This is a genomic window from Streptomyces sp. NPDC032091, assembly GCF_055580265.1.
In genome coordinates, this window is the sequence record NZ_JBVILR010000020.1 from 20,801 (window position 1) to 35,899 (window position 15,099).

12 protein-coding genes are annotated in these 15,099 nt (G+C 72.2%); all 12 read left to right on the forward strand.

Annotation, left to right across the window (positions count from 1 at the left end):
* The first annotated feature begins 1 nt into the window (after window position 1).
* The 12 genes from ACZ5NJ_RS27830 (at window position 2) to ACZ5NJ_RS27885 (ending at window position 14,982) form a co-directional block, all read left to right on the forward strand.
* Entirely contained in the window at window positions 2-1,291 is a 1,290-nt protein-coding gene (locus ACZ5NJ_RS27830) for a dihydroorotase (protein ID WP_468768186.1), read from the forward strand.
* Window positions 1,288-1,869, forward strand: a complete 582-nt coding sequence (locus ACZ5NJ_RS27835) for a PH-like domain-containing protein (RefSeq protein ID WP_468768188.1) — start codon at window positions 1,288-1,290, stop codon at window positions 1,867-1,869. Before ACZ5NJ_RS27830 ends, ACZ5NJ_RS27835 begins: the two co-directional genes overlap by 4 nt.
* A complete protein-coding gene (gene carA / locus ACZ5NJ_RS27840; protein WP_468768190.1) occupies window positions 1,866-3,008 on the forward strand; it encodes a glutamine-hydrolyzing carbamoyl-phosphate synthase small subunit in 1,143 nt (380 codons plus the stop codon). Before ACZ5NJ_RS27835 ends, carA begins: the two co-directional genes overlap by 4 nt.
* Entirely contained in the window at window positions 3,001-6,309 is a 3,309-nt protein-coding gene (gene carB / locus ACZ5NJ_RS27845) for a carbamoyl-phosphate synthase large subunit (protein ID WP_468768192.1), read from the forward strand. The genes carA and carB overlap by 8 nt, the downstream gene beginning before the upstream one ends.
* Before the next feature lie 87 nt (window positions 6,310-6,396).
* Window positions 6,397-7,506: a quinone-dependent dihydroorotate dehydrogenase gene (locus ACZ5NJ_RS27850; RefSeq protein ID WP_468768194.1), complete on the forward strand. Its 1,110-nt coding sequence runs from the start codon at window positions 6,397-6,399 to the stop codon at window positions 7,504-7,506.
* A gap of 14 nt (window positions 7,507-7,520) precedes the next feature.
* A complete protein-coding gene (gene pyrF / locus ACZ5NJ_RS27855) occupies window positions 7,521-8,354 on the forward strand; it encodes an orotidine-5'-phosphate decarboxylase (RefSeq protein ID WP_468768196.1) in 834 nt (277 codons plus the stop codon).
* Window positions 8,355-8,647: 293 nt separating this feature from the next.
* Window positions 8,648-8,971, forward strand: a complete 324-nt coding sequence (locus ACZ5NJ_RS27860; RefSeq protein WP_030234009.1) for an integration host factor — start codon at window positions 8,648-8,650, stop codon at window positions 8,969-8,971.
* Between the two features lie 61 nt (window positions 8,972-9,032).
* The gene (gmk, locus tag ACZ5NJ_RS27865) at window positions 9,033-9,596 is read left to right on the forward strand and encodes a guanylate kinase (RefSeq protein ID WP_389617297.1); all 564 of its coding nucleotides are present in this window, start codon (window positions 9,033-9,035) and stop codon (window positions 9,594-9,596) included.
* A 28-nt stretch (window positions 9,597-9,624) separates the two neighbouring features.
* On the forward strand, window positions 9,625-9,897 hold the full coding sequence (gene rpoZ / locus ACZ5NJ_RS27870) for a DNA-directed RNA polymerase subunit omega (protein ID WP_004948662.1): 273 nt from the start codon (window positions 9,625-9,627) through the stop codon (window positions 9,895-9,897).
* Window positions 9,898-9,988: 91 nt separating this feature from the next.
* A complete protein-coding gene (gene coaBC / locus ACZ5NJ_RS27875) occupies window positions 9,989-11,227 on the forward strand; it encodes a bifunctional phosphopantothenoylcysteine decarboxylase/phosphopantothenate--cysteine ligase CoaBC (protein WP_468768197.1) in 1,239 nt (412 codons plus the stop codon).
* A 194-nt stretch (window positions 11,228-11,421) separates the two neighbouring features.
* Window positions 11,422-12,630 (forward strand): methionine adenosyltransferase, encoded by a 1,209-nt coding sequence (gene metK / locus ACZ5NJ_RS27880; RefSeq protein ID WP_079425003.1) that lies wholly within the window; start codon window positions 11,422-11,424, stop codon window positions 12,628-12,630.
* Between the two features lie 231 nt (window positions 12,631-12,861).
* Complete coding sequence (locus tag ACZ5NJ_RS27885) at window positions 12,862-14,982, forward strand: primosomal protein N' (RefSeq protein WP_468768199.1); 2,121 nt, start codon at window positions 12,862-12,864, stop codon at window positions 14,980-14,982.
* Window positions 14,983-15,099 lie beyond the last annotated feature (117 nt).

Sequence of the window (15,099 nt, forward strand, 5' to 3'; positions counted from 1 at the left end):
CATGAGCAAGATCCTTATCCGCGGTGCGCAGGTCCTCGGCGGCGAGGCCCAGGACGTCCTGATCGACGGCGAGACCATCGCCGAGGTCGGCCCGGACCTGTCCGCCGAGGGCGCGACCGTCATCGAGGCCGCCGGCCAGATCCTCCTCCCGGGCCTCGTCGACCTCCACACCCACCTGCGCGAGCCCGGCCGCGAGGACTCCGAGACCGTCCTCACCGGCACCCGCGCCGCCGCCTCCGGCGGCTACACCGCCGTCTTCGCCATGGCCAACACCTTCCCGGTCGCCGACACCGCCGGCGTCGTCGAGCAGGTCTGGCGCCTGGGCAAGGAGTCCGGCTACTGCGACGTGCAGCCCATCGGCGCCGTCACCGTCGGCCTGGAGGGCAAGAAGCTCTCCGAGCTGGGCGCCATGCACGAGTCCGCCGCCCGCGTCACCGTCTTCTCCGACGACGGCAAGTGCGTGGACGACGCCGTGATCATGCGCCGCGCCCTGGAGTACGTGAAGGCCTTCGGCGGCGTCGTCGCCCAGCACGCCCAGGAGCCCCGCCTCACCGAGGGCGCCCAGATGAACGAGGGCACCGTCTCCGCGGAGCTGGGCCTGGGCGGCTGGCCGGCCGTCGCCGAGGAGTCGATCATCGCCCGCGACGTCCTGCTCGCCGAGCACGTCGGCTCCCGCGTGCACATCTGCCACCTCTCCACCGCCGGCTCCGTCGAGATCGTCCGCTGGGCCAAGTCCCGCGGCATCGACGTCACCGCCGAGGTCACCCCGCACCACCTGCTCCTCACCGACGAGCTGGTGCGCTCGTACAACCCGGTCTACAAGGTCAACCCGCCGCTGCGCACCGAGCGCGACGTGATGGCCCTGCGCGAGGCGCTCGCCGACGGCACGATCGACATCGTCGCCACCGACCACGCCCCGCACCCGCACGAGGACAAGGACTGCGAGTGGGCCGCCGCCGCCATGGGCATGGTGGGCCTGGAGACCGCGCTCTCCGTCGTCCAGCAGACGATGGTGGAGACCGGGATGCTGGACTGGGCCGGCGTCGCCGAGCGCATGTCCTTCGCGCCCGCCCGCATCGGCGGCCTGTCCCACCAGCACGGCCGGCCCGTCTCGGCAGGTGAACCCGCGAACCTGACCTTGGTCGATACCTCGTACCGTGGTGTCGTGGACCCCGCACACTTCGCCTCCCGCAGCCGCAACACGCCCTACGAGGGCCGCGAGCTGCCGGGGCGCGTCACTCACACCTTCCTGCGGGGCCGGGCAACGGTCGTGGACGGGAAACTCGCGTGACACCTGCAGTGATCCAACTGGCCGCCGAGGCCGCCGAACGACAGTCGGCGGAGGTGACGGACTGGGGCGCCCGCATCGCGTGGGTGATCGGTCTGCTCGTCTTCATCGCCTTCGTCTACTGGCTGATGCGGCAAGGCTGGAAATGGCGCGGCACCCTGCAGAACGACCTGCCGGAACTGCCCGCCGCCCCCGGCGGCCTCCCCGAGCACCGGCTGGCCCTGACCGGCCGGTACCACGGGTCCACCACCGCCGGGCAGTGGCTCGACCGGATCGTCGCCCACGGTCTGGGAGTGCGCAGCCGCGTGGAGCTCACCCTCACCGACGTGGGGCTCGACGTGGTCCGTCCGGGTGCCACCGACTTCTTCGTACCGGCCGCGCAGCTGCGCGGCGCCCGCCTCGACAAGGGAATCGCGGGCAAGGTACTCACCGAGGGCGGTCTGCTCGTCGTCACCTGGGCGCACGGCGACAAGCTGATCGACTCCGGATTCCGCTCCGACCGCGCGGCCGAACACGCCGCCTGGGTCGAGGCCATCAACTCCATGAACCAATCCATCACGACGGAAGGCGCCGAACGATGACGACCTCCACCAGGGGAGCAGCCAAAGCTCCCGCCGTACTCGTCCTGGAGGACGGCCGGATCTTCCGCGGCCGCGCCTACGGCGCAGTGGGGGAGACCTTCGGCGAGGCCGTGTTCTCCACCGGCATGACCGGCTACCAGGAGACCCTCACCGACCCGTCGTACCACCGGCAGGTCGTCGTGATGACCGCCCCCCACGTGGGCAACACCGGCGTCAACGACGAGGACCCCGAGTCCTCCCGCATCTGGGTCTCCGGCTACGTCGTGCGCGACCCCGCGCGCGTCCCGTCCAACTGGCGCTCGCAGCGCTCGCTGGACGAGGAGCTCGTCAAGCAGGGCGTCGTGGGCATCAGCGGCATCGACACCCGCGCCCTGACCCGCCACCTGCGTGAGAGCGGCGCCATGCGCGTCGGCATCTTCTCCGGCGAGGCCGTCGCCGACGACGCGGCCCTGCTCGCGAAGGTCAAGGCGCAGCCGCAGATGAAGGGCGCGAACCTCTCCGCCGAGGTCGCCACCAAGGAGGCGTACGTCGTCCCCGCGATCGGCGAGAAGCGCTTCACCGTCGCCGCCGTCGACCTCGGCATCAAGGGCATGACCCCGCACCGGATGGCCGAGCGCGGCATCGAGGTCCACGTGCTGCCCGCCACCGCCACCGTCGAGGACGTGTACGCGGTCAACCCGGACGGCGTGTTCTTCTCCAACGGCCCGGGCGACCCGGCCACCGCCGACGGCCCCGTCGCCGTCATGCAGGGCGTCCTGGAGCGCAGGACCCCGCTCTTCGGCATCTGCTTCGGCAACCAGATCCTGGGCCGCGCGCTCGGCTTCGGCACCTACAAGCTGAAGTACGGCCACCGCGGCATCAACCAGCCGGTCCAGGACCGCACCACCGGCAAGGTCGAGGTCACCGCGCACAACCACGGCTTCGCCGTCGACGCGCCCCTCGACAAGGTCTCCGAGACCCCCTTCGGCCGCGCCGAGGTCTCCCACGTCTGCCTGAACGACAACGTCGTCGAAGGCCTCCAGCTGCTCGACCAGCCGGCCTTCAGCGTCCAGTACCACCCCGAAGCGGCCGCCGGCCCGCACGACGCCGCGTACCTCTTCGACCGCTTCGTCAGCCTTATGGAGGCCGAGCGTGCCTAAGCGCACCGATATCCAGTCCGTCCTGGTCATCGGCTCCGGCCCGATCGTCATCGGCCAGGCCGCCGAGTTCGACTACTCCGGCACCCAGGCCTGCCGCATCCTCAAGGCCGAGGGCCTGCGGGTCATCCTGGTGAACTCCAACCCCGCGACGATCATGACCGACCCGGAGATCGCCGACGCCACGTACGTCGAGCCGATCACCCCCGAGTTCGTCGAGAAGATCATCGCCAAGGAGCGCCCCGACGCGCTCCTGCCCACCCTCGGCGGCCAGACGGCCCTCAACACGGCCATCTCCATGCACGAGCAGGGCGTGCTGGAGAAGTACGGCGTCGAGCTCATCGGTGCCAACGTCGAGGCCATCAACAAGGGCGAGGACCGCGACCTCTTCAAGGGCGTCGTCGAGGCCGTCAAGGCCAAGATCGGCCACGGCGAGTCCGCCCGCTCGGTCATCTGCCACTCGATGGACGACGTCATCAAGGGCGTCGACACCCTCGGCGGCTACCCCGTCGTCGTCCGCCCCTCCTTCACCATGGGCGGCGCCGGCTCCGGCTTCGCCCACGACGAGGAAGAGCTGCGCCGCATCGCCGGCCAGGGCCTCACGCTCTCCCCGACCACCGAGGTGCTCCTGGAGGAGTCCATCCTCGGCTGGAAGGAGTACGAGCTGGAGCTGATGCGCGACACCAAGGACAACGTGGTCGTCGTCTGCTCCATCGAGAACTTCGACCCGATGGGCGTCCACACCGGCGACTCCATCACCGTCGCCCCGGCGATGACCCTCACCGACCGCGAGTACCAGCGGCTGCGCGACATCGGCATCGCGATCATCCGCGAGGTCGGCGTCGACACCGGCGGCTGCAACATCCAGTTCGCGATCAACCCGGACGACGGCCGCGTCATCGTCATCGAGATGAACCCGCGCGTCTCCCGTTCGTCGGCGCTCGCGTCGAAGGCCACCGGCTTCCCGATCGCCAAGATCGCCGCCAAGCTGGCCATCGGCTACACGCTGGACGAGGTCCCCAACGACATCACCGAGAAGACGCCGGCCTCCTTCGAGCCGACCCTCGACTACGTCGTCGTCAAGGCCCCGCGCTTCGCCTTCGAGAAGTTCCCGGCCGCCGACGCCACCCTCACCACCACCATGAAGTCGGTGGGCGAGGCCATGGCCATCGGCCGCAACTTCACCGAGGCCCTCCAGAAGGCCCTGCGCTCCCTGGAGAAGAAGGGCTCGCAGTTCACCTTCGTCGGCGAGCCCGGCGACAAGGCGGAGCTGCTGCGCGTCGCGGTCCGCCCGACCGACGGCCGCATCAACACCGTCATGCAGGCCATCCGCGCCGGCGCCACCCAGGAGGAGGTGTTCGAGGCCACGAAGATCGACCCGTGGTTCGTCGACCAGCTCTTCCTGATCAAGGAGATCGCCGACGATCTGGCCGCCGTCGAGAAGCTGGAGCCCGAGCTCCTCGCCGAGGCCAAGCGCCACGGCTTCTCCGACGCCCAGATCGCCGAGATCCGCGGTCTGCGCGAGGACGTCGTCCGCGAGGTCCGCCACGCCCTCGGCGTCCGCCCGGTCTACAAGACGGTCGACACCTGTGCCGCCGAGTTCGCCGCGAAGACCCCGTACTTCTACTCGTCCTACGACGAGGAGTCCGAGGTCGCCCCGCGCACCAAGCCCGCGGTGATCATCCTGGGCTCCGGCCCGAACCGCATCGGCCAGGGCATCGAGTTCGACTACTCCTGCGTCCACGCCTCCTTCGCCCTCAGCGACGCCGGCTACGAGACCGTGATGGTCAACTGCAACCCCGAGACCGTCTCGACGGACTACGACACCTCCGACCGCCTGTACTTCGAGCCCCTGACGCTCGAAGACGTGCTGGAGATCGTCCACGCCGAATCGCTCGCCGGCCCCATCGCCGGCGTCGTCGTCCAGCTCGGCGGCCAGACCCCCCTCGGTCTCGCCCAGGCGCTCAAGGACAACGGCGTCCCGGTCGTCGGCACCTCGCCCGAGGCCATCCACGCCGCCGAGGACCGCGGCGCCTTCGGCCGGGTCCTGGCCGAGGCCGGCCTGCCCGCCCCCAAGCACGGCACCGCCACCACCTTCGCGGGCGCGAAGGCGATCGCCGACGAGATCGGCTACCCGGTCCTCGTCCGCCCGTCCTACGTGCTCGGCGGCCGCGGCATGGAGATCGTCTACGACGAGACCCGCCTGGAGTCGTACATCGCGGAGTCGACCGAGATCTCCCCGACCCGCCCCGTGCTGGTCGACCGGTTCCTCGACGACGCCATCGAGATCGACGTGGACGCCCTCTACGACGGCGAGGAGCTGTACCTCGGCGGCGTCATGGAGCACATCGAGGAAGCCGGCATCCACTCCGGCGACTCGGCCTGCGCCCTGCCCCCGATCACCCTCGGCGGCTACGACATCAAGCGCCTGCGCGCTTCCACCGAGGCCATCGCCAAGGGCGTCGGCGTCCGCGGCCTGATCAACATCCAGTTCGCGATGGCCGGCGACATCCTCTACGTCCTGGAGGCCAACCCGCGCGCCTCCCGGACCGTGCCCTTCACCTCGAAGGCCACCGCCGTCCCGCTCGCGAAGGCCGCCGCCCGCATCGGTCTCGGCGCCACCATCGCCGAGCTGCGCGCCGAGGGCATGCTCCCCAAGGAGGGCGACGGGGGCACCCTGCCGCTGGACGCGCCGATCTCCGTCAAGGAGGCCGTCATGCCGTGGTCGCGCTTCCGCGACATCCACGGCCGCGGCGTCGACACCGTCCTCGGCCCGGAGATGCGCTCCACCGGCGAGGTCATGGGCATCGACTCGGTCTTCGGCACGGCGTACGCCAAGTCCCAGGCCGGCGCCTACGGCCCGCTGCCCACCAAGGGCCGCGCCTTCATCTCGGTCGCCAACCGCGACAAGCGCTCGATGGTCTTCCCGGCCCGCGAGCTCGTCGCCCACGGCTTCGAGCTGCTGGCCACCTCCGGCACCGCCGAGGTCCTCAAGCGCAACGGCATCAACGCCACCGTGGTGCGCAAGCTCAGCGAGGGCGAGGGCCCGAACGGCGAGAAGACCGTCGTCCAGCTCATCCACGACGGCCAGGTCGACCTGATCGTCAACACCCCGTACGGCACCGGCGGCCGCCTCGACGGCTACGAGATCCGTACGGCGGCCGTGGCGCGCGGCGTCCCGTGCCTGACGACCGTCCAGGCGCTCGCCGCCGCCGTCCAGGGCATCGACGCGCTGGGCCGCGGCGAGGTGGGCGTGCGCTCCCTCCAGGAGCACGCGGAGCACCTGAACGCCTCCCGCGACTAGCAGCCCGTAAGCGAGAGGGGGACACCGGACGCGCGATCCGCGCCGGGTGTCCCCCTCTTCGTGAGCGCAGAAGGGACTTTTCGGACGATGTACAAACTGTTCTTCAACCTGGTCTTCAAGCGGATGGACCCCGAGCAGGCCCACTACACGGCCTTCCGCTGGATCCGCCTCGCCGCCCGCACCCCGGTGCTGCGCACCTTCGTCGCGGCCGCCCTGGCCCCCCGCTACGAGGGCCTGCGCACCGAGGCCCTGGGCCTGCGCATGCACGGCCCCTTCGGGCTCGCGGCCGGCTTCGACAAGAACGCCGTCGCCATCGACGGCATGGCCATGCTCGGCTTCGACCACGTCGAGATCGGCACGGTCACCGGCCAGGCCCAGCCCGGCAACCCCAAGAAGCGGCTCTTCCGCCTGGTCCCCGACCGCGCGCTGATCAACCGCATGGGCTTCAACAACGAGGGCTCCGAGGCCGTCGCGGCCCGCCTGGCGGCCCGCAACCCGGTCTTCAAGACGGTGGTCGGCGTCAACATCGGCAAGACCAAGGTGGTGGCGGAGGCCGAGGCCGCCGCCGACTACGTCCTCTCCACCGAGCGCCTCGCCCGCCACGCGGACTACCTCGTCGTCAACGTCTCCTCGCCGAACACCCCGGGCCTGCGCAACCTCCAGGCCACCGAGTCGCTGCGCCCGCTGCTGACCGCCGTGCGCGAGGCCGCCGACCGCTCGGTCGCCGGCCGCCGCGTCCCGCTGCTGGTCAAGATCGCCCCGGACCTGGCCGACGAGGACGTGGACGCGGTCGCCGACCTCGCCCTGGAGCTGGGCCTGGACGGCATCATCGCCACCAACACCACCATCGCCCGCGAGGGCCTGGGCCTGAAGTCCGACCCGGCCCTGGTCAAGGAGACCGGCGGACTGTCCGGCGCCCCGGTCAAGGAGCGCTCCCTGGAGGTCCTGCGCCGCCTGTACGCGCGCGTGGGCGACCGGATCACCCTGGTGGGCGTCGGTGGCATCGAGAACGCCGAGGACGCCTGGCAGCGCATCCTGGCCGGCGCCACCCTGGTGCAGGGCTACAGCGCCTTCATCTACGAGGGCCCGTTCTACGCCCGCGCCATCCACAAGGGCCTCGCCGCACGCCTGGCCGCCAGCCCGTACGCGACCCTGGCCGAGGCCGTGGGCGCCGAGACCCGAAAGGCCGCCCAGTGACCTCCCAGACCCCCGTGAGCCCCTTCGGAGCCCGTCTGCGCGCCGCCATGGACGCGCGCGGCCCCCTCTGCGTCGGCATCGACCCGCACGCCGCCCTCCTGGACTCCTGGGGCCTGGCGGACGACATCGGGGGCCTGGAGCGGTTCTCCCGCACCGTCGTGGAGGCGCTCGCGGACTCGGTGGCGGTCTTCAAGCCGCAGGCCGCCTTCTTCGAGCGGTTCGGCTCGCGCGGCGTCGCGGTGCTGGAGCGGACCGTGGCCGACGCCCGGTCGGCCGGCACCCTGGTGGTCATGGACGCCAAGCGCGGCGACATCGGCTCCACCATGGCCGCGTACGCCTCCGCCTTCCTGGACCCGTCCTCCCCGCTGTTCTCGGACGCGCTGACGGTCTCCCCGTACCTGGGCTACGGCTCGCTGAAGCCGGCCGTGGACCTGGCGCGCGAGTCCGGCGCGGGCCTGTTCGTCCTGGCGCTGACCTCCAACCCGGAGGGCGCCGAGGTCCAGCGGGCGGTGCGCGAGGACGGCCGTTCGATCGGGGCCACCATGCTGGCGCACCTGGCGGCGGAGAACGCCGGTGCCGACCCGATGGGCTCCTTCGGCGCGGTGGTCGGCGCGACCCTCGGCGACCTGTCCTCCTTCGACCTGGACATCAACGGCCCGCTCCTGGCGCCCGGCATCGGCGCCCAGGGCGCGACCGCGGCCGACCTCCCCGCCGTCTTCGGCGCGGCCGTGGGCAACGTGGTCCCGAACGTCTCGCGGGGGGTCCTCAGGCACGGACCGGACACCTCCGCCCTGCGGGCCTCCGCGCAGCGGTTCGCGGACGAGATCCGGGGGGCCGTCGCGGCCTGACCGAGGGGGTGGCGGACCGGCGCGGAGCGCGGGCCGGGCACGGGCTGACGAAAATCGAACGTCTTTCCTCGGACAAAACCGGGGTAGTTTGTCCGAGATGTACGGTTCAGTGGAGGCTGACCAGGACTTTTCGTCCGTTCTCGCTGACTGGAGCGGCCTTGGCCGCTAGTCTCCGACCAGAGTGAACGCGCAGCGGACGAGTTCCACCGCTGTTCGGGAGCTCGCCCGGCGTGGTGCCCGAGGGCTCCCCGCCGGTCCGTATCCGACAGTTCGACATCCGAGGTGACGTAGGCGTGGCTCTTCCGCCCCTTACCCCTGAACAGCGCGCAGCAGCGCTCGAAAAGGCCGCCGCGGCTCGCCGGGAGCGGGCCGAGGTGAAGAATCGACTCAAGCACTCCGGCGCCTCCCTCCACGACGTCATCAAGACGGGTCAGGAGAACGACGTCATCGGCAAGATGAAGGTCTCCGCCCTTCTTGAGTCGCTGCCCGGCGTCGGCAAGGTCCGCGCCAAGCAGATCATGGAGCGCCTCGGCATCTCCGAGTCCCGGCGTGTCCGAGGTCTCGGTTCCAACCAGATCGCCTCTCTGGAGCGTGAGTTCGGCGGTAGCGGCGCCTGAGGCGTCGCCCGAAGTTCTCCCGGCGTTCTCAGGCAGTCCCGAGAACCTGGATAATCGCTTTATGGCAGCAGAGGTTCGTCCGCGGCTGACCGTGCTCTCCGGCCCCTCGGGGGTCGGCAAGAGCACGGTCGTCGCGCATATGCGCAAGGTCCACCCCGAGGTCTGGCTCTCGGTGTCGGCCACCACCCGCAAGCCGCGGCCCGGTGAGCGACACGGAGTCCAGTACTTCTTCGTCAACGACGACGAGTTCGACAAGCTGATCGCCAACGGCGAGCTGCTGGAGTGGGCCGAGTTCGCGGGCAACCGCTACGGCACACCGCGCGGCGCGGTACTGGAACGCCTCGACAACGGCGAACCGGTGCTCCTGGAGATCGACCTCCAGGGCGCGCGGCTCGTCCGCGAGTCGATGCCGGAGGCCCAGCTGGTCTTCCTGGCACCGCCGAGCTGGGACGAGCTGGTCCGCCGGCTCACCGGCCGCGGCACCGAGACCGCCGAGGTCATCGCGCGCCGGCTCGACACCGCCAAGGTCGAACTCGCTGCCGAGTCCGAGTTCGACACCACCCTGGTCAACACCTCCGTCGAGGACGTGGCGCGTGAGCTGCTAGCCTTGATGGAAGTTGTCTGATCTTTTATCCATCTTCGGAAGGTAGAGCGTGTCCTCTTCCATCACCGCGCCCGAGGGCATCATCAACCCGCCGATCGACGAGTTGCTTGAGGCCACGGACTCGAAGTACAGCCTCGTGATCTACGCGGCCAAGCGCGCGCGCCAGATCAACGCGTACTACTCGCAGCTCGGTGAGGGCCTGCTGGAGTACGTCGGCCCGCTGGTGGACACCCACGTCCACGAGAAGCCGCTCTCGATCGCCCTGCGCGAGATCAACGCGGGTCTGCTGACCTCCGAGGCCATCGAGGCCCCGGCCCAGTAGGGCACGACTTCGCACACCACAGGCCCGGCAGCACGACTGCCGGGCCTGTGGTGTGTCATAGGTACCGACGCAACCGATCACGGGAGAAGCAGTGGACAAGCCGAAGGTCGTGCTGGGGGTCAGCGGCGGGATCGCCGCCTACAAGGCGTGCGAGCTGCTGCGCCGGCTGACCGAGTCCGGGCACGAGGTGCGGGTGGTGCCCACGGCGGCGTCCCTGAACTTCGTCGGCGAGGCCACCTGGGCCGCGCTCTCCGGGAACCCGGCCTCCACACAGGTGTGGGAGAGCGTCGACGAGGTCCCCCACGTACGCATCGGCCAGAGCGCCGACCTCGTCGTCGTCGCCCCGGCCACCGCCGACATGCTGGCCAAGGCCGCCCACGGCCTGGCCGACGACCTCCTCACGAACACCCTGCTCACCGCCCGCTGCCCGGTCGTCTTCGCGCCCGCGATGCACACCGAGATGTGGGAGCACCCCGCCACCCAGGAGAACGTCGCCACGCTGCGCCGGCGCGGCGCCGTGGTCATCGAGCCCGCCGTCGGGCGCCTGACCGGCAAGGACACCGGCAAGGGCCGGCTGCCCGACCCGGAGGAGATCTTCGAGGTCTGCCGGGGCGTCCTGCGCCGCAGCGGTCCCGGCCGCGCGGCCGCCGCCGACCTGGCCGGACGGCACGTGGTCATCAGCGCCGGCGGCACCCGGGAGCCCCTGGACCCGGTCCGCTTCCTCGGCAACCGCTCCTCCGGCAAGCAGGGCTACGCGCTGGCCCGGACCGCCGTGGCCCGCGGGGCCCGCGTCACCCTGATCGCCGCCAACACCGCGCTGGCCGACCCGGCCGGGGCGGACGTCGTCCGGGTGGGGACGGCCCTCCAGCTGCGCGAGGCGGTGCTCAAGGCGGCCGCCGACGCCGACGCCGTGGTGATGGCCGCCGCCGTCGCGGACTTCCGGCCCGCCGCCTACGCCGACGGCAAGATCAAGAAGCAGGAGGGGCGCGACCCCGATCCGGTGGCGCTCGTGCGCAACCCCGACGTGCTCGCCGAGATCTCCGCCGAGCGCGCCCGGGAGGGCCAGGTCGTCGTCGGATTCGCCGCCGAGACGGACGACGTGCTCGAAAACGGCCGGGCCAAGCTCCGGCGCAAGGGATGCGACCTCCTCGTCGTCAACGAGGTGGGCGTCGGCAAGACCTTCGGATCCGAGGAGAACGAAGCCGTCATCCTGGCGTCCGATGGCGGCGAGGTGCCGGTGCCGCATGGTCCGAAGGAGGTCCTCGCGGATGTGATCTGGGACCAGGTCGCGCCGCGCCTCGCGCACCCGGGCGGGCCCCGACGCGCCTGAGCGTCGCTCTTCTCGACGGGAAATCCGTGCGTCAGAATGGAGTGCCGCAGGTCACACGGCTCCCATAAGGCGAGACGGGTGGTCCGGCGTACGGTGGCGACCGATAAACTGCATCTGGAACGTGATCGGGCGCAGCCCCCGGTATCGTTCCGCCAAATGATCAGCCAGCAGCCGCTGCAACCCCAGGGAGCATTGTGTCCCGTCGTCTGTTCACCTCGGAGTCCGTGACCGAGGGTCACCCCGACAAGATCGCTGACCAGATCAGCGACACGATCCTCGACGCCCTCCTGACCGAGGACCCGACCTCGCGCGTGGCCGTGGAGACGCTCATCACCACCGGCCTGGTGCACATCGCGGGCGAGGTGACGACGAAGGCGTACGCCCCGATCGCCCAGCTCGTCCGCGACAAGATCCTGGAGATCGGCTACGACTCCTCGAAGAAGGGCTTCGACGGCGCCTCCTGCGGCGTGTCGGTGTCCATCGGCGCGCAGTCCCCGGACATCGCGCAGGGCGTCGACACCGCGTACGAGTCCCGGGTCGAGGGCGACGAGGACGAGCTCGACAAGCAGGGCGCCGGTGACCAGGGCCTGATGTTCGGGTACGCCTGCGACGAGACCCCCGAGCTGATGCCGCTGCCGATCCACATCGCGCACCGGCTCTCCCGCCGCCTGTCCGAGGTCCGCAAGAACGGGACCATCCCGTACCTGCGCCCCGACGGCAAGACCCAGGTCACCATCGAGTACGACGGCGACAAGGCCGTGCGCCTGGACACGGTCGTCGTGTCCACGCAGCACGCGGCGGACATCGACCTGGACTCGCTGCTCGCCCCCGACATCCGCGAGTTCGTCGTCGAGCACGTGCTCGCGCAGCTCGTCGAGGACGGCATCAAGCTGGACACCGAGGGCTACCGGCTGCTGGTCAACCCGACCGGCCGTTTCGAGATCGGCGGCCCGATGGGCGACGCCGGTCTGACCGGTCGCAAGATCATCATCGACACCTACGGCGGTATGGCCCGTCACGGTGGCGGCGCCTTCTCCGGCAAGGACCCGTCGAAGGTCGACCGCTCGGCCGCGTACGCGATGCGCTGGGTGGCGAAGAACGTCGTCGCCGCCGGCCTCGCGGCCCGCTGCGAGGTGCAGGTCGCGTACGCGATCGGCAAGGCCGAGCCCGTCGGCCTGTTCGTCGAGACCTTCGGCACCGCCAAGGTCGACGTCCAGAAGATCGAGGACGCGATCGGCGAGGTCTTCGACCTCCGCCCGGCCGCGATCATCCGCGACCTGGACCTGCTGCGGCCGATCTACGCCCAGACCGCCGCCTACGGCCACTTCGGCCGCGAGCTCCCCGACTTCACCTGGGAGCGCACCGACCGCGTCGACGCCCTGCGCGCCGCCGCCGGTCTGTAAACGGCACCCCGCTCCACCCGATACCGCCCCGGACCCGCAGGTCCGGGGCGGTATCGCGTTGCGGACACCGGCCCGCCCCGCTTACGCTGCTCCCGCCCTCCCGGTGCGAGGGGTGACGGCTTCATCTGGAGTCGGGCGCGAGCCCGGCGTTGAAGGACCGCGGTACCGCCGCCGCCCGCCGAGACCTCGGGAGGGCCCCCACTGTCGGTGCCCTTTGGTAAGAATGCTGCTGTGAGCAGCGAGAACACACCCGACGCAGACGGCCCCGGCGGCCCGCCGCAGCAGCTCGCGCTCATCCGGGAGATGGTCGCCGAGGCGAAGGCCAAGACCCCCAAGGCCAAGCCGCGCACCTGGCGCGGAGCCGCCCTCGCCGAGGACCTCCCGGTGGCCCGCGTTCTCGTCAACAAGGGCGTCCTCCACCTCGACCGGCTCTTCGACTACGCCGTCCCCGCCGAGCTCTCCGAGGCGGCCCGGCCCGGTGTGCGCGTCCGCGTCCGCTTCGGCGCCGGCGCCCACCGGGTGCACGGCGGCCGCCGTGAGGGCGGCGGCCTCATCGACGGCTTCATCGTCGAGCGGCGCGCCGAGTCCGACTACGAGGGCGCGCTGGCCGCGCTCGCCCAGATCGTCTCGCCGGAGGTGGTCCTCGGCCCCGGCATGCTGGCCCTCGCCCGGGCCGTCGCCGACCGGTACGCGGGCAGCCTGGCCGACGTCCTCCAGCTGGCCCTGCCCCCGCGCAACGCCCGCGCCGAGGCCAAGCCCTCCCCGGACCCGCTGCCCCCGCCGCCCGCGCCCGAGCCCGGCGGCTGGACCCGCTACGGCGCCGGTCCCGCCTTCCTGCGCGCCCTGGCCGGCGGAGGCACCCCCCGGGCGGTGTGGACCGCCCTGCCCGGGCCCGGCTGGGCCGACGAGCTGGCCCGGGCGATGGCCGCCACCCTCGCCTCCGGCCGCGGCGCCCTGGCCGTCGTCCCCGACGGCCGCACCGCCGCCCGGGTCGACGCCGCCCTCACCGCCCTGCTCGGCGAGGGGCGGCACGCCCTGCTCACCGCCGACTCCGGGCCGGAGAAGCGCTACCGGGAATGGCTCGCCGTCAACCGGGGCTCGGTCCGGGCCGTCGTCGGTACCCGGGCCGCGATGTTCGCGCCCGTACGGGACCTCGGGCTGGTTGCCGTCTGGGACGACGGCGACTCCAGCCACGGCGACGACCACGCCCCCTTCCCGCACGTCCGCGAGGTCCTGGAACTGCGCGCCGTCACCGACGGCTGCGCCTTCCTCGTCGGCGGCACCAGCTGCACCGTCGAGGCCGCCCAGCTGGTCGAGTCCGGCTGGGCCCGGCCGCTGGTCGCCGACCGCGAGACGGTGCGCGCCGCCGCCCCCCGCATCCGGACCGTCGGCGACGAGCTGCTGGCCCGCGACGGGGCCGCCCGCGCCGCGCGGCTGCCGAGCCTGGCCTGGGAGACCGTCCGGGAGGGGCTCAAGAGCGGCCCCGTACTGGTCCAGGTGCCCCGGCGGGGGTACGCCCCCCGGCTGGCGTGCGAACGCTGCCGCACCCCGGCCCGCTGTACCGTGTGCGCCGGCCCCCTGGAGGCCCCCGACGAGCGGGAGCTGCACTGCGGCTGGTGCGGGCGCGGCGAGCCGGCCTGGCACTGCGAGGAGTGCGGCTCGTTCCGGCTGCGGGCCCAGGTGGTGGGCGCGCGGCGGACCGCGGAGGAGCTGGGCCGGGCCTTCCCGGCCGTGCCCGTACGGACCTCGGGGCGCGACCACGTACTCGACGACGTGCCGGACCGCCCGGCGCTGGTGGTGTCCACCCCCGGCGCCGAACCGGTGGCGGCGGGGGCCGGGTACGCGGCGGGGCTGCTGCTGGACGGCTGGGCGATGCTGACCCGGCCCGACCTGCGGGCGGGCGAGGAGGCGCTGCGCCGCTGGATCGCGGCCGCCTCGCTGGTCCGGGCCGGAGGCCAGGTCGTGGTGGTCGCCGAGCCGACGCTGCGGCCGGTGCAGGCCCTGGTGCGGTGGGACCCCGTCGGGCATGCCGTGCGGGAGCTCGCGGAGCGGGCCCAGCTGGGGTTCCCCCCGGTGTCGCGGATGGCGGCGGTGGCGGGGCGGGGGGAGGCGCTGGAGGCCTTCCTGGCGGCCGCCGAGCTGCCGCCGGACGCGGAGGTGCTGGGGCCGGTTCCGCTGCCGGGGCGGCGGGGGGAGGCGTCGCCGGGGGAGCGGGCGCTGATCCGGGTTCCCCCGGGGAGCGGTGCGGCGCTGGCCGCCGCGCTGAAGTCGGCCCAGGCGGCCCGGATGGCCCGGGGGGTGCCGGTCGCCGACGCGGTCCGGGTGCGGATCGATCCGCCGGACATCGGCTGAGTTCCGCGCCCGTGCCGCAGGACGGCCCCGGGGGGGGGGGGGGGGGGGGGGGGGGGGGGGGGGGGGGGGGGGGGGGGGGGGGGGGGGGTTGTGGGTGGGGGGGGGGGGGGGGGTTCG